Annotated in this window: 19 protein-coding genes and 1 pseudogene; all 20 read right to left on the bottom strand. The window is 57.8% G+C overall.

Features of this window, described 5'->3' with window-relative positions; all coding sequences use genetic code 11:
- Nucleotides 1-58: 58 nt before the first annotated feature.
- Nucleotides 59-769: an ABC transporter ATP-binding protein gene (locus AC33YF_RS04660; protein WP_491776052.1), complete on the bottom strand. Its 711-nt coding sequence runs from the start codon at nucleotides 767-769 to the stop codon at nucleotides 59-61.
- A 17-nt stretch (nucleotides 770-786) separates the two neighbouring features.
- The gene (locus AC33YF_RS04655; RefSeq protein WP_491776035.1) at nucleotides 787-2,088 is read right to left on the bottom strand and encodes a lipoprotein-releasing ABC transporter permease subunit; all 1,302 of its coding nucleotides are present in this window, start codon (nucleotides 2,086-2,088) and stop codon (nucleotides 787-789) included.
- Nucleotides 2,085-3,434, bottom strand: a complete 1,350-nt coding sequence (gene proS / locus AC33YF_RS04650) for a proline--tRNA ligase (RefSeq protein WP_491776034.1) — start codon at nucleotides 3,432-3,434, stop codon at nucleotides 2,085-2,087. The genes AC33YF_RS04655 and proS overlap by 4 nt, the downstream gene beginning before the upstream one ends.
- A 700-nt stretch (nucleotides 3,435-4,134) precedes the next feature.
- Nucleotides 4,135-4,422, bottom strand: a complete 288-nt coding sequence (locus AC33YF_RS04645) for a DUF1467 family protein (protein ID WP_491776033.1) — start codon at nucleotides 4,420-4,422, stop codon at nucleotides 4,135-4,137.
- Between the two features lie 3 nt (nucleotides 4,423-4,425).
- Nucleotides 4,426-4,830, bottom strand: coding sequence for a methylmalonyl-CoA epimerase (gene mce, locus AC33YF_RS04640; protein ID WP_491776032.1), 405 nt, complete (start codon nucleotides 4,828-4,830; stop codon nucleotides 4,426-4,428).
- A gap of 79 nt (nucleotides 4,831-4,909) precedes the next feature.
- Nucleotides 4,910-6,598: a ribonuclease J gene (locus tag AC33YF_RS04635; RefSeq protein WP_491776031.1), complete on the bottom strand. Its 1,689-nt coding sequence runs from the start codon at nucleotides 6,596-6,598 to the stop codon at nucleotides 4,910-4,912.
- A 4-nt stretch (nucleotides 6,599-6,602) separates the two neighbouring features.
- A complete protein-coding gene (locus AC33YF_RS04630; protein ID WP_491776030.1) occupies nucleotides 6,603-7,376 on the bottom strand; it encodes a biotin--[acetyl-CoA-carboxylase] ligase in 774 nt (257 codons plus the stop codon).
- A 72-nt stretch (nucleotides 7,377-7,448) separates the two neighbouring features.
- Complete coding sequence (nuoN, locus tag AC33YF_RS04625) at nucleotides 7,449-8,882, bottom strand: NADH-quinone oxidoreductase subunit NuoN (protein WP_491776029.1); 1,434 nt, start codon at nucleotides 8,880-8,882, stop codon at nucleotides 7,449-7,451.
- Nucleotides 8,883-8,893: 11 nt separating this feature from the next.
- On the bottom strand, nucleotides 8,894-10,408 hold the full coding sequence (locus AC33YF_RS04620) for an NADH-quinone oxidoreductase subunit M (protein ID WP_491776028.1): 1,515 nt from the start codon (nucleotides 10,406-10,408) through the stop codon (nucleotides 8,894-8,896).
- Nucleotides 10,405-12,330, bottom strand: a complete 1,926-nt coding sequence (nuoL, locus tag AC33YF_RS04615; protein WP_491776027.1) for an NADH-quinone oxidoreductase subunit L — start codon at nucleotides 12,328-12,330, stop codon at nucleotides 10,405-10,407. Before nuoL ends, AC33YF_RS04620 begins: the two co-directional genes overlap by 4 nt.
- Before the next feature lie 12 nt (nucleotides 12,331-12,342).
- Nucleotides 12,343-12,651 carry an NADH-quinone oxidoreductase subunit NuoK gene (gene nuoK, locus AC33YF_RS04610; RefSeq protein ID WP_491776026.1) on the bottom strand — a complete coding sequence of 103 codons (309 nt, stop codon included), beginning with the start codon at nucleotides 12,649-12,651 and terminating at the stop codon, nucleotides 12,343-12,345.
- Nucleotides 12,648-13,256 carry an NADH-quinone oxidoreductase subunit J gene (locus AC33YF_RS04605; RefSeq protein ID WP_491776025.1) on the bottom strand — a complete coding sequence of 203 codons (609 nt, stop codon included), beginning with the start codon at nucleotides 13,254-13,256 and terminating at the stop codon, nucleotides 12,648-12,650. The genes nuoK and AC33YF_RS04605 overlap by 4 nt, the downstream gene beginning before the upstream one ends.
- A 120-nt stretch (nucleotides 13,257-13,376) precedes the next feature.
- The gene (gene nuoI, locus AC33YF_RS04600; RefSeq protein ID WP_491776024.1) at nucleotides 13,377-13,868 is read right to left on the bottom strand and encodes an NADH-quinone oxidoreductase subunit NuoI; all 492 of its coding nucleotides are present in this window, start codon (nucleotides 13,866-13,868) and stop codon (nucleotides 13,377-13,379) included.
- A 13-nt stretch (nucleotides 13,869-13,881) separates the two neighbouring features.
- On the bottom strand, nucleotides 13,882-14,904 hold the full coding sequence (nuoH, locus tag AC33YF_RS04595) for an NADH-quinone oxidoreductase subunit NuoH (protein WP_491776023.1): 1,023 nt from the start codon (nucleotides 14,902-14,904) through the stop codon (nucleotides 13,882-13,884).
- Nucleotides 14,897-17,002: an NADH-quinone oxidoreductase subunit NuoG gene (gene nuoG / locus AC33YF_RS04590; RefSeq protein ID WP_491776022.1), complete on the bottom strand. Its 2,106-nt coding sequence runs from the start codon at nucleotides 17,000-17,002 to the stop codon at nucleotides 14,897-14,899. The genes nuoH and nuoG overlap by 8 nt, the downstream gene beginning before the upstream one ends.
- A 7-nt stretch (nucleotides 17,003-17,009) precedes the next feature.
- Entirely contained in the window at nucleotides 17,010-18,308 is a 1,299-nt protein-coding gene (gene nuoF / locus AC33YF_RS04585; RefSeq protein WP_491776021.1) for an NADH-quinone oxidoreductase subunit NuoF, read from the bottom strand.
- Complete coding sequence (gene nuoE, locus AC33YF_RS04580; protein WP_491776020.1) at nucleotides 18,308-18,988, bottom strand: NADH-quinone oxidoreductase subunit NuoE; 681 nt, start codon at nucleotides 18,986-18,988, stop codon at nucleotides 18,308-18,310. Before nuoE ends, nuoF begins: the two co-directional genes overlap by 1 nt.
- Before the next feature lie 122 nt (nucleotides 18,989-19,110).
- A complete protein-coding gene (locus AC33YF_RS04575; protein ID WP_491776019.1) occupies nucleotides 19,111-20,379 on the bottom strand; it encodes an NADH-quinone oxidoreductase subunit D in 1,269 nt (422 codons plus the stop codon).
- Entirely contained in the window at nucleotides 20,379-20,828 is a 450-nt protein-coding gene (locus AC33YF_RS04570; RefSeq protein ID WP_491776018.1) for a thioesterase family protein, read from the bottom strand. The genes AC33YF_RS04575 and AC33YF_RS04570 overlap by 1 nt, the downstream gene beginning before the upstream one ends.
- Nucleotides 20,825-21,016: pseudogene (locus tag AC33YF_RS04565) on the bottom strand (NADH-quinone oxidoreductase subunit C); the annotation flags it as partial. The gene AC33YF_RS04570 and the pseudogene AC33YF_RS04565, both read right to left, overlap by 4 nt.

Raw genomic sequence — 21,016 nt, 5'->3', positions numbered from 1 at the left:
TCGACTCACCTGGCTGTTAGACGGAATAGTGGACCTTTGCCCGCTTTTGGCAAGGCGCTCAGGTCACCGCTTCCACCACGGCGACCTCTTCCTCCACAAGCAATCCTTCGGTGAGGCGCAGAACCCGGTCCATCCGGGCTGCGAGATCGAGATTGTGGGTCGCGATCACAGCGGCAACCCCTTCGTCCCGCACCAGCCGCATCATCTCGTCGAAGACCTTATCGGCGGTGTGCGGGTCGAGGTTCCCAGTCGGTTCGTCGGCAAGCAATATGCGAGGCTTGTTCGCCAGCGCGCGGGCAATCGCCACACGCTGCTGCTCGCCGCCCGACAGTTCTGCCGGCCGATGTTCGCATCTTTCTTCAAGGCCCAACGGGTTCAAGAGCGCTTGGGCTCTGGCCCGCGCGTACTCTTTCGGGCAACCCAAGACAAGCTGAGGGAGCATAACGTTTTCCAACGCCGAGAACTCTGGGAGCAGGTGGTGGAACTGATAGACGAATCCGACTTCCATTCGCCGGATCCGGGTACGCTCGTTGTCGCCCAAGGCCACGCAGTCGGTTCCGCCGATCATCACACTACCTGCGTCGGGTTTCTCGAGTAGGCCCGCAATGTGCAAAAGCGTCGACTTGCCGGCGCCCGATGGGCCGAGCAACGCCACGGTCTCTCCCGAATGGAATCGCGCACTGGCTTTCTTAAGGACATCGATGCGGCGGTCGCCTTGCGTGAATCCCCGTTCGAGATCGACGAGTTCCAGCGCTGGCGTTCTTTCGATGGCGGCCACGGTCCCCCCTACTCGTAACGGAGCGCTTCGACTGGATCGAGACGGGAGGCCCGCCAGGCGGGATAGACGGAGGCAAGAACCGACAATGTCAGGGCCATGACCACCACGGAGACGGTTTCACCCATGTCCATTTTTGCTGGTAATTCAGATAGATAGTAGAGCTCCGCAGGGAAAAGCTCTGTGTCGGTGAGCCAGGACACGAACCAGCGGATGTGATCGATGTTCGCGCAAACGAGGACGCCAAGGATAAGCCCGGCCAAGGTTCCCGTGACGCCAATCGTGGCCCCGGCGATGAGGAAAATACGCATGACCGAGCCACGCGTTGCACCCATCGTGCGCAGAATGGCAATGTCCCTCGCCTTGTCCTTCACGAGCATCTTGAGGCCGGAGATAATGTTGAGCGCAGCCACTAAAACAATCAGTGTCAGGATCAAAAACATGACATTACGTTCGACTTGGAGCGCCGAGAAGAAAGTCGCGTTCCGTTGGCGCCAGTCGGTGACGTAAATGGTCTCGCCGCCGGCTTCAACAATCTTGGGTGCGAGCGTGGCAACCTCATCGGGAGACTCAAGGACGACCTCCAGGACCGACACGGAGTCCGGTTGATTGAAGTAGATCTGCGCCTCGTTCAGCGGCATGAACATAATACTTGCATCGTACTCGGACATGCCGATCTCGAAAATCGCAACGACCGGATATCGTTTTATGCGGGGCGCCGTACCCAAGGGGGTCGACGCGCCGCGTGGTGTCAGAATTGAGATGCTGTCGCCGACTTTGACACTGAGTGTATTAGCCATGCGGCTGCCTATGGCGACGCCTGGATCGCCGTCAAAGCCATCCAGCGTACCAAATCGAACCTTGCTTGAAATAGCTTTGAGGCTCTTCAGGTCATTCTCGCGGAGACCACGGACCAGTGCGCCGGTCGAGCCGAGGGGTGTCGAGGCAAGAACTTGTCCTTCAACGAGCGGGAGCGCGTATTTCACATTTTGTACATCGCGCACACGCTGGGCCACGTCGTCATAGTCCGTGAACTGCCCAACGCTGTGCACCACGACATGGCCGTTGAGCCCAAGCATCTTGTCGAATAGCTCCTGCCGAAAGCCGTTCATCACCGCCATGACGATAATGAGGGTTGCAACCCCGAGCATGATGCCGATGAAGGAGAAGCCGGCGATGACCGAAACAAAGCCTTCCTTTCGGCGTGAGCGCAAATAGCGAAGTGCAACAAGCCATTCAAAGGGCGCGAAGGCGCGGGTGGACGGCGCAGCAGTCTCCTCCGCAGCTTCAACGACGGTCTCGCTCGCGCTCATGCACCTACCCCAACTTCGCCAACCCCGGCATTGGTTAGCATATTCAACGCTGACTCGAAGGTGAGACTATGGCGGGCACCCGTCGCGCGCTCCTTCAACTCGACCTCCCCCGCCTTTAAGCTCTTGGGTCCGACGATCAGCTGCCATGGCAGACCAATCAAGTCCATGGCTGCGAATTTCGCGCCTGCGCGGTCTTCACGGTCGTCATACAACACATCAAAACCCGCGTTTTGGAGCTGCGTGTAGAAACCTTCGCAAGCCTCATCAGTCTCGGCATCGCCGGCTTTCAAGTTGATCAAACCCACATCAAATGGCGCCACCGATTGCGGCCAGATAATACCGGCCTCATCATGTGAGGCTTCGATGATTGCACCGACCAGCCGGGAAACGCCGATACCATACGACCCCATCTCCACAGGTGTCAGTCCGCCATCAGGGCCCTGCACTTTTGCGCCCATCGCCTCCGAGTACTTCGTGCCGAAGAAAAAGATATGGCCGACTTCGATTCCGCGCGCTGTGACCCGCTCTGCCTCCGCAACTTCGGACTCAAAACGCGCTGCGTCGTGCATCTCCGCCGTTGCTGCGTATTGGCTCGTCCAGGTTTTCACAAGCGGCGCGAGGTCGCTGTCGTAGTCCAGATCTTCGCCTGGTGACTGCATCGCAAGGTAATCGCTGTGGCAGTAAACCTCGCTTTCGCCGGTCTCAGCAAGGACGATGAACTCATGAGAGAGGTCGCCTCCGATCGGTCCCGTTTCAGCGGCCATGGGGATCGATTTCAGACCCATACGTGCGAAAGTGCGCAAATACGAAACAAACATCCGATTGTAGGATCGGCGCGCTTCTTCTTGGGTGAGATCGAAGGAATAGGAATCCTTCATCAGAAACTCGCGTCCACGCATGACGCCAAACCGCGGCCGGATCTCGTCCCGGAACTTCCACTGTATGTGATACAGGATGCGCGGCAGGTCCTTGTACGATTTCACGCCGTCTCGAAAGATCGCCGTGATCAGCTCCTCATTCGTGGGACCAAAAAGTAGATCGCGCTCGTGGCGGTCCTGGATCCTCAGCATCTCCTTGCCGTAGTCGTCATAGCGACCGCTCTCGCGCCAGAGATCTGCCGACTGTATCGTCGGCATCAATAGCTCCAGGGCCCCGGCGCGGTCTTGCTCCTCCCGCACGATCTGCTCGATCTTGCTCAACACGCGATATCCAAGGGGAAGCCAGCTATAGATGCCCGCACTGGACTGGCGGATCATGCCGGCGCGGAGCATGAGCCGGTGAGACACGATCTCCGCTTCCTTGGGATCGTCGCGTAGCATCGGCAGAAAGAAACGGCTGAGGCGCATCGTGAGGCTCTGTCGGCAATTGGTTTGGCCAATTCCAAGAATGGCCGACCGCGTTTGATCTCGGGCCCGTAGGCGGCGGCGATAGCACCAGGACGCACCCTGGGTTGGGCTAATAGCCAAGATCGCCCAGTGAGGCAAACGACCGGCTTAAGCTTTATCAAACTTGTATCGTGATTCTCCGGCAATCCCGGGATATGCGAGCCAGCGCGGTCATACCAATGAAAACGGGTGAAAAAACGCATGAAATTTGATCAGTGGGGCCCGCTGCCCTTCTGCAAGGCAGTTTTCTCCAGTTGAACGCGAGGATCGTCGGTTTGGTTGCGAAGTGCCAATGGGCCATTCAATAAAAGTGATCCAATCTGCGTCGACCCGTCACAATCATGGTGACAATTTGGCGCGGCCAAGCTAGTGTCCCGACACAACGCAAGAGCGCTCGAACCCCTTTGCGGTTTGTGACGTGAAGCGTTTAGAGATTGGACACTGTCAGCAACCAAAAACACGCTGTTGGCTATTCGGTCCAAGTCTTGGGAGGAAAGGCTTCAGGCGCGCGTTCTACCCGATGGACAAGCGCTTCCGCGTCCCCGCCGCTCTCTTTTCGAGCTGTCCCGGCGGGTATGACAAGGAGCAATAACTTTAAAAGCAAGGTCCCTTGGGGCCTTGCTTTTTTTGTTAGTTACTTCGTCGCGGGAGCCCGTGGGCCTTACGGCTTCTGCTGCACCTGCTCATAACGCGGGAAGAAGGGAATGTCGTCGAGCCCGAATATTTTGTGCTCCAGGATTGCATAGATGAATGCGAAGACGATGCCCGAGATGATGGTCGTGGCGATAATCTTCGGCAGCAGCCTAGGCCTATGCGGAGCACTCTCGGCGAAGCCAGGATTGCTGCTTTCGCCCGCTTCTTCTGAAGTGCGGACGCCGAACGGAAGAATGGCAAACAACAACACCCACCAGATCACAAAGTAGATGGCGATGCCGAAGGCGAGACTCATGGCCTACGCCTCTTCGAGCTCAACCAGGGTGCCGCAGAAGTCTTTCGGGTGCAGAAAGAGCACGGGCTTACCATGGGCGCCGATCTTGGGCTCTCCGTCTCCGAGAACGCGCGCGCCATCTTTCATCAGCTGATCGCGCGCGGCCAGGATGTCTGGCACCTCATAGCAGATGTGGTGAATGCCACCGCTGGGGTTGCGCTCAAGAAAGGCCTGGATTGGGGAGCCGTCGCCAAGGACGCCCAGGAGTTCAACTTTGGTGTTGGGCAGTTCAATGAAGACCGTCCGCACACCGTGTTCGGGTTGATCTTCTTCAGGAGAAACCTTAGCGCCTAGCGTATCGCGATAAACAGCAGTCGCCGCGGTTAGGTCCGGTACGACGATGGCAACATGGTTCAAACGGCCAATCATGAATTTCTGCTCCAGTTTCAAAACGCTTCGAGGACAATCTAAATGGCAAATGAGGCGTTAGACGCTCTTTTTGAGGCGGTTAGAGTATGGTCGTCAATACGGTGCAGATAGGCTTCTTGCCCCAGGCTTGACGGAGAGCCGCCCGTACGCCGCGGCGTACCGCTTCCGACACAAGCTTTGGATCTTTGCGGCGCGGTCTCGGAATGCTCTCGACTGTCCCGATTGCTGCATCGCGCGCGATTTCCTCTAGAGGCACCCCGTCGTAGTCTTCCTCCGGCAGTCCCGTTAGCGATACCTCAGGATCTGCGACGAGCTCGCCTCTCGTGGTCAAGACAAGTGAAACGGACGCAATGCCGGCGAAGGCAAGTTTACGCCGATCGCGCACTTGGCCCTCATCTGCGGACGTGAGCAGATAGCCGTCACGGTAAAGTCGGCCGACAGGTACATCGTCGATAATGGCGGCAGGCTTCGGTAGAAGCTGCACCATCGTGCCATTGCGCGCACGGACGACCTCCTCGACACCCAAGTCCTCGGCTAGTTCCGCATGCGCCTCCAGATGGCGGCCTTCACCATGCATGGGCACGGCGATGTCTGGCTTGACCCAAGCATAGAGTTGTTCAAGCTCTCCACGGCGGGGGTGGCCAGAGACATGCACCAACGCATCCTGATCTGTGAGGATTTCGATGCGGTTGTCGGAAAGGTCGTTCTGAACGCGCCCTACCGATTTCTCGTTGCCCGGGATTGTCCGCGACGAGAAGATCACCCAGTCGCCCTTCTTGAGCGTGACATTAGGATGCTCACCACTTGCTATCCGAGACATCGCGGCGCGCGGTTCGCCCTGACTCCCCGTGCATAGCGCCACCACCTTGTTGCGCGGGAACTGGGAGAACGCTGTCTCTGGATGGAAACGCAGGTCGGGATCGATATAGCCCGTAATCTGGGCTGCCTCTATGACCCTGTACATGGCGCGCCCTACGACAACGAGTTCGCGCCCGGCAGCCCTTGCCGCATTCGCGACTGAAATCAACCGGGCCACATTCGATGCAAACGTGGTGACCGCAACGCAATTGGGTGCTTGTCTGATGAGCTTGAGTAGGTTTTTAGCCACGTCGGCCTCGGACGGTGACACGCCTTCCCGGATCGCGTTTGTTGAGTCGCAGATCACGGCATCGACACCGAGATCGCCAAGTTCCCGCAAGCGATTTTCATCTGTGGGCGGGCTGGTCAGTGGTGTCTCGTCTAGCTTCCAGTCCCCGGTATGGAGCGCAGTCCCTAGCGGTGTCCGGATTGCCAGCGCTGTCGGCTCCGGAATTGAATGGGACATGGATACGAGCTCGACGTGGAAAGGACCGATCTGGCGTTCTGCACCCAGCGGCAAGACCTCCAGCGGCAGATCGCTCTCCTCCAGCGCCGTCTCATTAAGCTTCCCGCGCAACATCTCGGAGGTGAAGCGCGTGGCATAGATGGGCGCGCGTCCGATCAACGGCCATAGGTCCGGGATAGCGCCATAGTGGTCTTCGTGTGCGTGCGTTAGTACGAGGCCGGCGATATTGCGCCGTTCCTCCTCCAGAAAGCGAATGTCGGGCAGGATGACGTCGATCCCTGGCTCATACTCGCCGCCAAATGTGACTCCCATATCGACGACGAGCCAGGTGTAGGCGTTGTCTCTGCCATAGCCATAGAGATACAGATTCATGCCGATCTCGCCCACGCCACCGAGCGGCACGAAAACGAACTTGTTCTTGGCTTTGTCTTCCTTCTTGGCCATGGCGTCAGGGCGCGAAGAAGACATCGCCGGCCATGATGGTGCGCGTGCCGTGTTCTGTCTTTAACTGGAGTGCGCCGCCCAGATCGAGGCCTGCATAGCTGCCTTCGATTGTTTCGTCGCCGAGCTGGACGACGAGCTTGCGTCCCACCGGCCCTGCACGATCCAACCAGGCGCGCCGGATGGACGGAAAGCTAGCACCCTCATTCCAGCGTTTCAGCCACTCATCCGTTGTTGCCGCCAGGACTTCCAGCGCGTGTGCAGGTGTGATTGTCAGTCCATAAGCCTCAAGGCAGATCGCCGGCTGCGGGATGTCCTCAGGATAATTCGCAAGGTTAATGCCCGTGCCGATGACGACAGCAGAACGTGCGTCTTCAGCCATGCCGAGATTCTCAAGCAACATCCCAGCGACCTTCTCGTCGGCCAGCAGAACGTCGTTGGGCCATTTGAGGAGCAGTCTTGAGCGGCCCTCATATGCAATCAACTTTGAGATTGTATCGTAGGTGATTATGCCGGCGACAAGAGCGAGTTGGCCCGCTGTCTGGTGTGTGCAGTTTGGGCGAAGAAGTATACTGGCGAAGAGGTTGCCCACCTGCGATGTCCACTGGCGCCCCGCCCGTCCTCGCCCTTTGGACTGCCGCGCAGACCAAATCCACAATGGCCCTGGTTCGCCCATATCCGCGCGGCGCTTGGCCTCTTCGTTGGTCGAGTCCACCGTATCCAACTGAACCAGGCGGTAGCCGGGAGGAAGCTTGGGCGTGTTACGCGCGAACTGTTTCATGCGTCGTTGCGGTTACAGGATCAAATGGGCGGCGCGCCGGAAACGGGGCGCCATCTGAGAATTGTGCTGCGTTTAGAAAAGTGACTTTGCTGCGGCGTCGGCAGCCGCAACAAGCGGCGACGGATAGACGAAAAAGAACATGATGAGAAGTCCAGCGGCGCCCAAAATGACCGCCAACAGCCGGGGCATCGGCTCAAACTCCTGAGCAGGTTCGTCGAAATACATGATCTTCACAATGCGGAGATAGTAGAAGGCGCCCACCACACTGAGCAAAACGCCGATGATCGCTAGCGCGTAAAGGCCTGCTTCAACTGCGGCAAGGAAGACATAGAACTTAGCAAAGAAGCCCGCGAGCGGTGGTATGCCTGCAAGTGAGAACAACAAGATGGCCAGCGCGAGCGCCATTAGCGGACTGGTTCGAGACAACCCGGCGAGCTGATCGATTTCCTCGACCATGACGCCATCCCGGCGGAGCGATAGGACGACGGCGAATGTGCCTAGCGTCATCACAAGATAGATTGCGAGATAGATAATCACGCCTTGGACGCCTTGCTCCGTGCCCGCTGCGAGCCCTACGAGCGCAAAACCCATATGACCAATCGAGCTGTAAGCCATCAGCCGCTTGATGTTTCGCTGTCCGATTGCTGCAAAGGCACCGAGCGCCATAGAAGCGAGCGATAGGAAGATCACGATCTGTTGCCACTGGTCGGTTATGGCGGGGAATGCTGAAACTACGACACGGATGAACAAGGCCATGGCCGCGATCTTCGGCGCGGCAGCAAAGAAGGCCGTGACGGGGGTTGGTGCGCCTTCGTAGACATCTGGCGTCCACATATGAAACGGCACCGCGGAAATCTTGAAAGCGAACCCCGTTAGCAGGAAGACCATGCCAAAGATCAGGCCGAGATTGGCGCCCGAGGGCTGCGCCGCGTTGGCTATTTCGGAGAACACGGTGGATCCGGTGAACCCGTATATGAGCGAAGCGCCGTAGAGCAGCATACCTGATGACAACGCACCGAGGACGAAGTACTTCATCCCGGCTTCCGAGGAGCGAACGGAGTCTCGCTTGAATGCGGCAACCACATAGAGCGCAAGGCTTTGCAGCTCGAGGCCGACATAGAGCGCAATGAGATCGTTGGCCGAGATCATCATCAGCATGCCTGTGGTCGCGAGCAGCAAGAGCACCGGATACTCGAATTTCACCCCGCCTTCGTGGCGCCAGAAGTCCTGCGACATGATTAGCGCAATGGCCGCGCCCGTAAGGACGAGAACTTTCAGCATTCGTGCGAACGGATCGACAATAAAACCGTTGGCAAAGATGATGCTCGTGCCCTGACCCATGGTGACGAAGACGCCCGCTAGGGCGAGAACAGCAACAGAAAGCCACAGCACGAGTTCGCCGCGTTCTTCATTGCGGCCGCCTACGCCAATCATGAGAAGCGCCATGGCGCCAACCGCGAGTGTTATCTCAGGAAGAGCTGGCAGAAGATTCAGTGGCTCGGTCATTGCAGCCTCCCTCACTCTGCCTGCGCCGGGCTGCCCTGCTCGGCAGCTGCTAGGTTCGCGTTGAAGTCGGCTATGAGCGCCTCGACGGAGGTTGCCGTGACGTCGAGGATCGGGTTCGGGTGGAAACCGAAGAAGATAGTCATAAGGATAAGCGGCGCTATCACCACGATTTCGCGCCAGGAAAGGTCCTGGATAAGGTTTAAAGCGGGATTTGTGATTTCGCCGAAAATAACGCGGCGATAGAGCCACAACGAATAACAGGCCGAGAGAATGACACCGGTCGCCGCGAGTAACGCCACCCACGTATTCACCTGATAGACGCCCAAGAGGCTAAGGAACTCACCGACAAAGCCGGACGTACCGGGCAAGCCCACATTGGCCATCGTGAATATCATGAACGCCGCGGCGTAGAGCGGCATGCGGTTCACAAGCCCGCCAAAGATAGAGATCTCATGCGTATGCATTCGGTCGTAGAGGACGCCGACGCACAAGAACAGTCCGGCCGAGACGATGCCGTGCGAGAGCATCAGGAAGATGGCACCCTGCAGGCCTTGCATGTTAAGCGTGAATATCCCGATCGTCACAAAACCCATATGGGCTATCGATGAATAGGCTATGAGTTTCTTCATGTCTTCCTGTGCGAACGCCACCAGCGACGTGTAGATCACCGCGATAACCGACAGCGCAAAAATAAGCGGCGCGAAGTCAACCGACGCCAAAGGAAACATTGGAATGGAGAAACGTAGAAAGCCGTAGCCGCCGAGCTTCAAGAGAATGCCGGCCAGGACCACCGAGCCAGCCGTAGGCGCCTGAACATGTGCGTCCGGAAGCCACGTATGGACAGGCCACATCGGAAGCTTAACCGCAAACGATGCAAAGAATGCGAGCCAAAGCCACGTTTGCATTTCCGGCGGGAAGTCATAGGCGAGAAGCTCAGGGATGTTTGTCGTTCCCGCCTCCCAGTACATGGCAAGGATCGCGATCAACATGAGGAGCGAACCCGCAAGCGTATAGAGAAAGAACTTGAAGCTCGCATAGACCCGGTTCGAACCGCCCCAGATGCCGATGATGAGAAACATCGGAATGAGGCCGCCCTCGAAGAAGAGGTAGAACATCACCAGGTCGAGAGAACAGAACACGCCCAGCATCAACGTTTCCAGCATCAGAAACGCGATCATGAATTCGCGAACGCGGGTCTTTATCGCGCCATAGGTCGATAGAACCGTAAGCGGCATCAACAGCGTTGTGAGGATAACGAATGGCATCGAAATGCCATCGATGCCCATATGGAATCTAATTGGACCCAGCCAGGCCCGCTCCTCGACGAACTGAAACTTCGGTGTGGTTGAATCGAAGTCGATCCAAAGAAGCAGCGAGATGGCGAAGGTGATCAGCGTTGTCCACAGCGCAATATAGCGCGCATTTCGAGCGGCACTTTCGTCGTCGCCGCGGAGCGCAAAGATCAGAAGCGCGCCGACCAGCGGCAAGAACGTCACCGTAGATAAGATGGGCCACCCGTAGCTCATGGCTGCAACGCGCCCCCCGCCACGATGAAGTAGGTGATCAAGAGCGCGACGCCGATCAGCATGATGAAGGCGTAGTGGAAGATGTAGCCCGTCTGGAGCTTCACCACGCCTCTGGTGATGTCAAGCACCCGTGCCGCAATACCATTGGGTCCGAGGCCGTCGATGATCTTCCCGTCGCCCACCTTCCAAAGGAAGTTGCCGAGCCATTTGGTCGGGCGCACAAATATCCGATCATAGAGTGCATCGAAGTACCAAGCGTGGAACAGGAACTGGTTTGCAGCCGGGAAACGCTTGAGCAGCCCAAAGGGCAATAGAGGCCGCCACATATAGCAGTACCAAGCGATAAGGAAGCCGAGCGTCATCGCTATCGTTGGCGACAGCAGTAGCCAGAGCGGGACGTCGTGATGTGCGACTGACGACACCACGATTGAGTCGCGCCAGAAGCTCGCCTTGTCCGCGCCAATGAAAAGATGACGGAAGCCGAAACCGGCAAACAGTGCGCCTGCCGCGAGAACGATAAGCGGGACCGACATCGTCCAAGGCGGTTCATGGGCGTGGTCGCGCACTTCTTTTGGGCCACGGAAATTGCCCTCAAACGTCAGGAACATTAAGCGCCATGTGTAAAGCGAAGTCAGGAAGGCGGCGATGAGCACCATCCAATAGGTGTATTGTCCGACTGGCGTGTGGTCGAACCACGTTGTCTCGATGATGTAGTCCTTAGAGACAAAGCCGGACGTTAGCGGGAAAGCAGTCAGGGCGAGTGAGCCAATCAGCATCATCACCCATGTGAACGGAATAACCTTCCGTAAGCCACCCATGCGGCGCATGTCCTGATTGTCGGCAAGCGTATGGATCACGGCGCCTGCGCACAGAAACAATAGCGCCTTGAAGCAGGCGTGGGTGAAGAGATGGAAGACGCCTGCCCCATAGGCGCCTACCCCTTCGGCCGCAAACATGTAGCCGAGCTGCGAGCATGTTGAATAAGCGATGACGCGTTTTATGTCGGTCTGTACGACCGCGGCCGTAGCTGCAAAGAAGGCACTGGTCGCTCCGATAATGGCCACGAACGCCAGAGCGTAAGGCGCCAAATCGAAAAGCGGAGACATCCGGGCAACCAAAAAGACGCCGGCGGTCACCATCGTGGCTGCATGGATCAAAGCAGAGACGGGTGTTGGGCCCTCCATGGCATCTGGCAACCACGTATGGAGCAGGAACTGAGCCGACTTGCCCATCGCGCCCATGAAGAGCAGGAAACACGCCAGCTCAAGAGCGGGCACCTCCCAGGAGAGGAACTTAATCGTGGTGCCGACCTTCCCCTCAGCCGCCGCGAAGATCGTGTCGTACTGAACGGCGCCAAAGACGTAGAAGACGGTGAAGATGCCGAGCAGGAAGCCAAAGTCGCCGACACGGTTGACCACGAATGCCTTGATGGCGGCGGCATTGGCCGAGGGCTTCTTGTACCAAAAGCCGATCAGCAGATAAGATGCCAGGCCAACGCCCTCCCAGCCGAAGAAGAGCTGTACCAGATCGTCCGCCGTCACCAGCGCCAGCATGGCAAAGGTGAACAAGGAGAGATAGGAGAAGAAGCGCTCTCTATGTGGATCGTGATCCATATAGCCGACGGAATACAGATGCACGAGCGATGACACCGTATTGACGACGACAAGCATTACCGCGGTAAGTGTATCGACGCGTATGGACCAATATGTCTCGAAGGTCCCGGACTGCATAAAGCCGATAAGCGCGATGCGTATGTCATTGCCTTCGATCGCCACCTGATAGAATGCGATCCAGGACAGGAATGCCGCGACGAACATCAGCGAGGTCGTGACAATCTCGCAGGCGCGCGCGCCAACGAAGCGGCCGAATAGCCCCGCGAAGAGCGCGCCTATAAGCGGAAGGAAGAGGATTGCATGATACATCGTATGCTGCCCTCAGCCCTTTAGGTGATCGATGTCGGCCACATCGATCGTGCCACGATTGCGGAAATACACGACGACGATAGCAAGCCCGATGGCTGCTTCTGCCGCGGCGACGGTTAGGACGATTAGGGTGAAGATTTGGCCGACGAGATCGCCCTGGAATGAGGAGAAAGCAACAAGATTGATGTTCACCGCAAGCAAGAGGAGTTCGATCGACATCAGAATGACGATCACGTTCTTGCGGTTCAGGAATATGCCGAACACCCCGATGGTGAAGAGCACCGCAGCCAGGGTCAGGTAATGGGACAGACCGATGGTCATTGCAGCCCCCTACCCGTCTCAACCTTGACGACTTCGATGGCCGTCTCCGGCGAGCGCGCAACCTGATCGCTAATATTCTGGCGCTTCACGTCGCGTCTGTGGTGCAGCGTCAAGATGATCGCGCCAATCATGGCAACGAGCAGGATAAGACCGGCCGCTTGGAACAAATAGACGTAGTCGGTGTAAAGCAGCCGGCCCAACGCTTCGGTGTTGCTAACCTCAGAGGGCGGCGGCGTGGGTGCGTCGCTGGCCAGCTGCGGTGCCGTAACCCAGGCGCCAACGACGAAGACCAGCTCGAACAGCAGGATAAGGCCGACAATCAGGCCGATAGGCAGATATCTCAGAACGCCCGCGCGAAGCTCGGCAAAATTCACGTCGAGCATCATCACGACGAAGAGAAACAGCACCATCACTGCGCCGACGTAAACGACCACCAAGATCATCGCGAGAAACTCGGCGCCGAGCAGGACGAACAATCCGGCGGCGTTGAAGAAAGCGAGGATTAGGAAGAGGACCGCATGCACGGGATTCTTCGCCGAGACGACCATAACGGACGAGGCGATGAGCACAGTTGCGAAAAGATAGAAGAAAAGCGCAACGAGCATCAGCTTGTCTCCCCAATGATGGAGAGACAGCCCTCAAGCTGTCCCGCATACTCCCCGTCACAAGTCAAAGACGCTGCCCCCAGTACATGACTCAACTGGCCAACTTGATCCCAAATTGGCCTAGCGGTAAGCCGAATCCAGTTCGATGTTCTTCGCTATTTCCCGCTCCCACTGATCCCCATTCGAGAGCAGGCGTGCCTTGTCGTAATACAATTCTTCGCGCGTTTCCGTCGCGAATTCGAAATTCGGTCCTTCGACGATGGCCTCTACCGGACAGGCCTCCTGGCAGAAGCCACAGTAGATGCACTTCACCATGTCGATGTCGTAGCGTGTCGTGCGGCGCGTGCCGTCGTTGCGGCGCGGGCCGGCCTCGATCGTAATGGCCTGAGCTGGACAGATCGCCTCACAGAGCTTGCATGCGATACAGCGTTCCTCGCCATTTGGATAGCGACGCAAAGCATGCTGACCGCGGAAACGCGGGCTCAGTGGGCCCTTCTCATAAGGATAATTGAGCGTGGCCTTCGGTTTTACGAAGTACTTCATTGCGAGCCAAAAGGCCGACACGAACTCCAGCAGCAGAAGCGATTTGGCAGCTTGAGCGAAGCGTGTCACGCGTCTTCTCCTTCTAGATACCGTGCTGCCAGACCCGCAGGACAGCGGCAACGATCACGACGGCTGCAAGAGAGATAGGAAGAAAGACCTTCCAGCCAAGCCGCATCAGCTGATCATAGCGATAGCGCGGGACGAACGCCTTGACCATTGAGACCAGGAAAAACAGAAAGCAGACCTTGAGGACGAACCAAATAACGCCCGGGATCCAGGTAAACGGTGCGATCTGAGCTGGCGGCAGCCAGCCACCAAGAAACAGGATCGTTCCGAGGCTGCAAAGCAGCATGATGGCGACGTACTCACCAAGCATGAACAGCATGTACGGCGTTGACGAATACTCGACCATGTAACCGGCCACGAGTTCTGATTCCGCCTCCAGCAAATCGAACGGCGGCCGGTTGGTCTCCGCCAGAAGCGAGATAAAGAAGATCACGAACATCGGGAACAGCGGCAGCCAGTACCAGCCGAACATGCCAAGTCCCCTGTCCTGCGCGAGGACGATCTCGGTAAGGTTCAAGGTGCCTGCACAGAGAAGCACAGTGATGATCACGAAACCGATGGATACCTCATAGGACACCATCTGGGCGGCGGACCGCAGCGCAGACAAAAAGGCGTATTTCGAGTTCGACGCCCAGCCTGCAATGATGACCCCGTAAACTTCTAAGCTGGCGATCGCGAAAACGTAGAGAATGCCCACGTTGATGTCGGCAACCGCCCAGCCCTCGTAAACGGGGATCACGGCCCATGCCGATATTGCAAGACCCGCCGTGATGATCGGGGCAATAACGAAAAGCCCCTTATTGGACCCTGCGGGAACGATGAACTCCTTGAAGAAGAACTTCAGAAGGTCGGCAAAGGACTGCCAGAGACCGAATGGACCCACGACGTTGGGGCCGCGGCGCATCTGCACGGCCGCCCAAATCTTGCGGTCGGCCAAAAGTGCAAAAGCGATGAAGACCAGCAACACGACCATGATTGCAACGCTGTGCATGACGATCAGGGTGGTCGGCCACCCATAGCTGGTCCAAAACTCAGCCATCAGTCCCGGTCGCTTTCTCGGCGTCTGCGCCCATCGCACTCAAGCTTGCCATGATGGCAGAGGCTCGAGCGATCGCATTGGTGAGATAATAGTCGTCTATCGCGATCCCAAAGGGCTCATCAGACGGCTTTGCGGCGTGCTCCGCCATCTTGGCAACTGAGCTTTCCTGAGCCGCTTCAAACGTATCTAGCTGCGCCAACTGAGGCGCCGATGCATACATCTTGCCGCGCAATTCTTGCAGCGTTCCGAATGGAAGCGATTTGCCGATAGCGTCAGAGACGGCCTTTACGATGCTCCAGTCCTCGCGGGCATCGCCCGGGGGAAAGATTGCACGGGCCGTCATTTGCACCCGACCCTCTGTGTTGGCGTACGTGCTCTCTTTTTCCGTGTACGCCGCACCTGGCAGGATAACGTCCGCGCGATGCGCGCCATTGTCGCCGTGGCTACCCTGGTAAATGACAAACGTCTCCCCGAGGGCCGACATGTCTATTTCATCAGCACCGAGAAGGTATAGGACATCGAGATCGCCACGACCTGCCGCTGCAATCATGTCGGTCGTGCCGAGACCATTCTTTCCGGGAACGAAGCCGAGATCGAGTCCAGCAACGCGCGCCGCAGCCGCGTGCAGAATATTGAAGCCGTTCCACCCGTCGTCGAGCGCGCCGACCCCGGTTGCGACTTTCGCAGCCAAAGAAAGGATCTCATAGCCATCGGGGCGCGCCATGGCTGGCGGACCCAAGATCACCATGGGCTTCTTGGCCTCTGTGAGCGTCTTGGCAAAGTCGTGCTTGCCGTTTGCGATATCAGCCAAGGTCTCAGGGCCTGCGCCAAGTCTTACATAAGGATACGTCAGATCCACGTCCGAACCGATGAGGCCAACAGGCAATTTCCCGTCCAATTGCTTCCAGCGCTTGCGAATGCGCGAATTCAACACTGGCGCTTCCACTCTCGGGTCGCTGCCAACGAGAAGAACAGCGTCTGCCTCCTCGATTCTATTGATGCTCGTATTGAAGAGGTAAGTGGCGCGCCCGAGCCCGGGATCGAACTTCGAACCGTCTTGGCGGCAGTCGATGTTCGGTGAGCCCAACTGGTCGGCCAGAGTCTTCAGCGCGAACATTTCCTCGGCTGCAGCGAGGTCGCCTGCAATGGCGCCGAACTTCGCCCCATCAGCGCCCTTTACGCGCTCGGCGATAGCAGCGATTGCCTCGTCCCAGCTACACGGCGAGAGCTTGCCGTCTTTCCGGATATACGGCCGATCCAGGCGTTGCGACCGGAGACCGTCCCAGACATGTCGTGCCTTGTCGGAAATCCACTCCTCGTTCACTGCGTCGTTGATACGCGGCAGGATTCGCAGCACTTCTTTGCCGCGCGAGTCGACGCGGATCGCAGAGCCGACGGCATCCATGATGTCAATCGACGGCGTCTTGGTGAGCTCCCAGGGCCGTGCCTGAAACGCATAGGGCTTCGAGGTCAATGCACCGACTGGGCACAGGTCAACGACGTTGGCCGAAAGATTCGAGTGCAGACCATGCTCAAGGTATGAGGTGATCTCGGCATCCTCGCCCCGTCCAATTAGACCAAGCTCAGGCACACCAGCGACCTCAGTCATGAAACGGACGCAGCGCGTGCAGTGAATGCAGCGGGTCATGGCCGTCTTGATCAGCGGCCCGAGATACTTGTCCTCAACTGCGCGCTTATTGTCCTTGAAACGGCCCGCGTTGAAGCCATAAGCCATGGCCTGGTCCTGGAGGTCGCACTCCCCGCCCTGATCGCAGATCGGGCAGTCCAGCGGATGGTTGACCAGCAGAAACTCCATCGTGCCTTCCTGCGCACGGCGTGTCGTTTCGGACTTGGTGTTGATCGTGGGCGGCATCCCATCCGGACTAGGACGCAAGTCGCTCACCGACATGGCGCACGAGGCGATGGGTTTCGGCATGCCGACGACTTCGACCAAACACATGCGGCAATTGCCGGCGATTGATAGCCGCTCGTGAAAGCAGAAGCGCGGGATTTCCACCCCTACAAGCCCACACGCTTGGATCAACGTAATGCCGTCTGGGACGTCGTGCTCGTTTCCGTCGATTATGAGCTTCGGCATGACGTTTCTACTCCGCCGCTTCCGGCACAGACGGCGACAATGGCTCCGTTGCGCGCGCATCGATTCTCTCTTCGATGATGTGACGGAAGTTCTTGATCAGACCCTGAATAGGCCACGCGGCAGCATCGCCGAGAGCACAGATCGTGTGCCCTTCGACCTGTTTTGTGACCTCGAACAGCATGTCGATCTCATGGCGTTGGGCGTTGCCGTCGGCCATGCGTTCCAGCACGCGCCACATCCAGCCCGTCCCCTCACGGCAAGGCGTGCACTGACCGCAGGATTCGTGCTTGTAAAAATAGGATATGCGGGAAATGGCCCGGATGATGTCCGTGGACTTGTCCATGACAATGATCCCCGCCGTACCAAGACCGGAACCAAGGGCCTTCAGGGCATCAAAGTCCATTGTGACGTCATCGCATTCCTGAGCCGTTAGGCACGGTACGGATGAACCTCCGGGAATCACGGAAAGAAGCTTGTCCCAACCGCCTCGTACACCACCGGCGTATTTCTCGAGGAGCTCCCGCAACGGAATGCCCATCTCTTCCTCAACCGTGCAAGGCTCGTTCACATGGCCTGAGATACAGTAAAGCTTGGTCCCAGTGTTGTTGGGTTTTCCAAGACCGGCAAACCACGAAGCGCCGCGTCGCATGATGTCTGGCACCGAGGCAATGGTCTCCACGTTATTGACGGTCGTGGGCGCGCCGTATAGGCCGCAATTCGCTGGGAAAGGCGGTTTCAGGCGCGGCTGTCCCTTCTTTCCTTCCAGGCTTTCCAACATCGCGGTCTCTTCACCGCAGATATACGCGCCGGCGCCGTGGTGGACGTAGACATCGAAGTCCCATCCGTTGAGATTGTTTTTGCCGACAAGCCTTGCCTCGTAGGCTTCGGCGACTGCCGCTTCGAGGATCTCGCGCTCGGCGATAAATTCGCCGCGGATGTAGATGTAAGCCACGTGCGCTCGCATAGCGAAAGCGGCCAACATCGCCCCCTCGATCAACAGATGGGGGTCGTGACGCATGATCTCACGGTCCTTGCAGGTCCCAGGCTCCGACTCGTCAGCGTTGACCGCAAGATAGCTCGGTCGGGGATCATCCTTGGGCATGAAGGACCACTTGAGGCCCGTCGGAAAGCCGGCTCCACCGCGCCCGCGCAGACCCGACGCCTTGACCTCTTCGATGATCGCGTCATGGCCGCGGGCGATAATGTCCTTAGTGCCATCCCACGCGCCGCGCGCACGGGCTGCCGGCAGCTGCCAGCCGTGCAGTCCGTATAGGTTCTTGAAGATGCGATCCTGGTCCTGAAGCATTAGTAAGGCCCCGGCATCTTCGCCTTGGAATCGGACGTGCCTGCATATCCCGGTTCAGGACCCGACTTATCCGCACCGTAGATCGAAGAGTCGATCAGTGTGTTGGGACCGCTCTTCGGAGCGCAGCCCTGGCGGCCATCCTGCGGACCCGGCGGAACGCTCTCGCCCTTGCGAAGACGTTCAATGATCTTGCCGAGCGACTCTTCGGTCAGGTCTTCGTAGTAGTACTTGTTGATCTGAACCATTGGTGCGTTGACGCATGCGCCAAGACACTCCACCTCGGTCCAGGAAAACTTGCCATCATCGCTGACGGTATCCTTGGGCCCGATATGTTTACGGCATGCCTCTTTGAGGTCCTCAGATCCGTTCAACATGCAAGGCGTCGTTCCACAAACCTGCACGTAGTAGCGGCCCACGGGCTGCAGATTGAACATCGTGTAGAACGTGACAATCTCGTATACGCGGATATAGGCCATACCGAGCATCTCCGCGACGTAGCGCAGTGCGGGCTCGGAAACCCAGCCGCCATTTTGTACCTGCGCCCGCCACAGAAGCGGAATCACCGCTGAAGCCTGACGCCCCTCCGGATATTTCTGAACAGTAGCCTGAGCCCATTCAAGGTTTTCGGGCGTGAAGACAAAGTCGTCAGGCTGTTCCGCAGCAAGGCGTCGGACGCTCATCTCAGCTTACTTTTCTGGATGCGGCTGCCCTGCCCAACGAGCAATGACAAGCCGCCTCACGTTGACTTCCCCAGCACTTAGAGTCTTGCCGATCTAAGCAGATTTCGCAACTGCACAATGTGTCATCGGTCACACTCCCCAAAGACCACATCGATCGATCCCAGTACGGCCGAGACGTCCGCCAACATATGTCCCCTGGTCAGAAACTCGAGCGCCGACAAATGCACGAAACTGGGCGCTCGGATCTTGCAGCGATACGGTTTGTTCGTACCGTCAGACACCAAATAAACGCCGAACTCGCCCTTTGGGGCTTCGACGGCTGCGTAGGCCTCGCCGGGCGGCACATGATAGCCCTCGGTGTAGAGTTTGAAGTGATGAATAAGGGCCTCCATAGAGCCCTTCATCTTCGCCCGCTTAGGGGGCACCATCTTGTAGTTGTCGACCGCAACCTCACCTGGCGTCTCGGTCAGCAGTTCGCAGCACTGTTTCATCAGATGGATCGACTGGCGCATCTCTTCCATGCGGATTAGATACCGGTCGTAGCAGTCGCCGTTCTTGCCAATGGGGACGTCGAATTCGAGTTCGTCGTAACACTCATAGGGCTGACTCTTGCGTAAATCCCAGGCCGCTCCCGTGCTGCGGATCATCACGCCGCTCATGCCCCAGGCCCAACCGTCCTCTTGGCTAACAGCACCAATATCCACGTTGCGCTGCTTGAAGATTCGATTGTCGGTGAGCAACCCTTCGATGTCGTCGCAGACTTGAAGGAAGGGATCGCAGAACGCGTAAATGTCATCCACGAGTTCTGGCGGAAGGTCTTGGTGGACGCCACCGGGACGGACATATGCTGCATGCATACGGCTGCCACTCGCGCGCTCATAAAAGACCATGAGCTTCTCGCGTTCTTCGAAGCCCCATAGCGGCGGGGTAAGCGCGCCGACATCGAGTGCCTGTGTCGTGATGTTCAGAAGATGAGACAGGAGGCGGCCGATCTCAGAATACAGAACACGGATTAGCTGCGCCCGCTTCGGCACAGTCATCCCAAGAAGCTTTTCAACCGCAAGCGCGAAGGCATGCTCTTGGTTCATGGGTGCGACGTAGTCCAGCCGATCGAAGTAGGGCACCGACTGCAGGTAGGTTTTGTGCTCGATCAGCTTTTCCGTTCCGCGGTGAAGCAGGCCAATATGCGGATCAACGCGTTCGACGACTTCGCCGTCCAGCTCAAGAACAAGACGCAACACACCGTGAGCAGCAGGATGCTGCGGGCCAAAATTGATGGTGAAGGTTCGGTCGCCGTCCTGCGGAATTCCAGCGTCCGGATTGCCACCTGCCGGTTTGTGATCAAAGTCCGGGACGATTTCAGCGTGGGCGTCGGTTTTGGTGTCGGCCATTAGGCGGGAGACTCCTCCAAGGGGTTGTCGAGGGTGTTCGTGCGCTTCTGCTCGACCCCCCGCTCCAACCGATCCCACGTCACGATAAAGCGGTTGTGATTTCCCGCTCCGATCTCATCGACGCCGTCATGCGCGCGGACCCGAAAATTGGCTCGAGGCCCCTTAACTTCGATACATTCCACCTGGACCGTGACCGTAAGGCCCGGCGGTGTCGGCGAAACATGAGAGACGTCGATATGGACACCAAGGCTTCCCTCGTCCTCTTCCAGGTGTGGCTCAAGCAATTGCATGCAGGTCCACTCCATCAGCCCCACCATGAAGGCTGTCGCAAAGACTTCAGGCATGACCTGGAGCTCGGGCGATTCCTCATACACATAGGGCACTGTCTTATTGGACGGCACCGTGTAAGAGAAGCTGTGCTTTAGGCCAGGGCGAAGAGTGGACTTCACGACTTACCTTCCCCTTCTTCGACGACACTGGCCTTCTCGTCGCCGGGGATTGCCGTTCCCATGCCCTCCCAGGGGCTGAGATAGTCGAAGTCGCGATAGTCCTGCATGAGCTGCACCGGCTCATAGACGACGCGCTTCTGCTCGTCGTCGTAGCGGAGTTCCACAAATCCCGTAAGCGGGAAGTCCTT

It is taken from the genome of Methyloceanibacter sp. (assembly GCF_058506495.1).
This window is presented reverse-complemented; position numbering and strand designations above follow the sequence as displayed.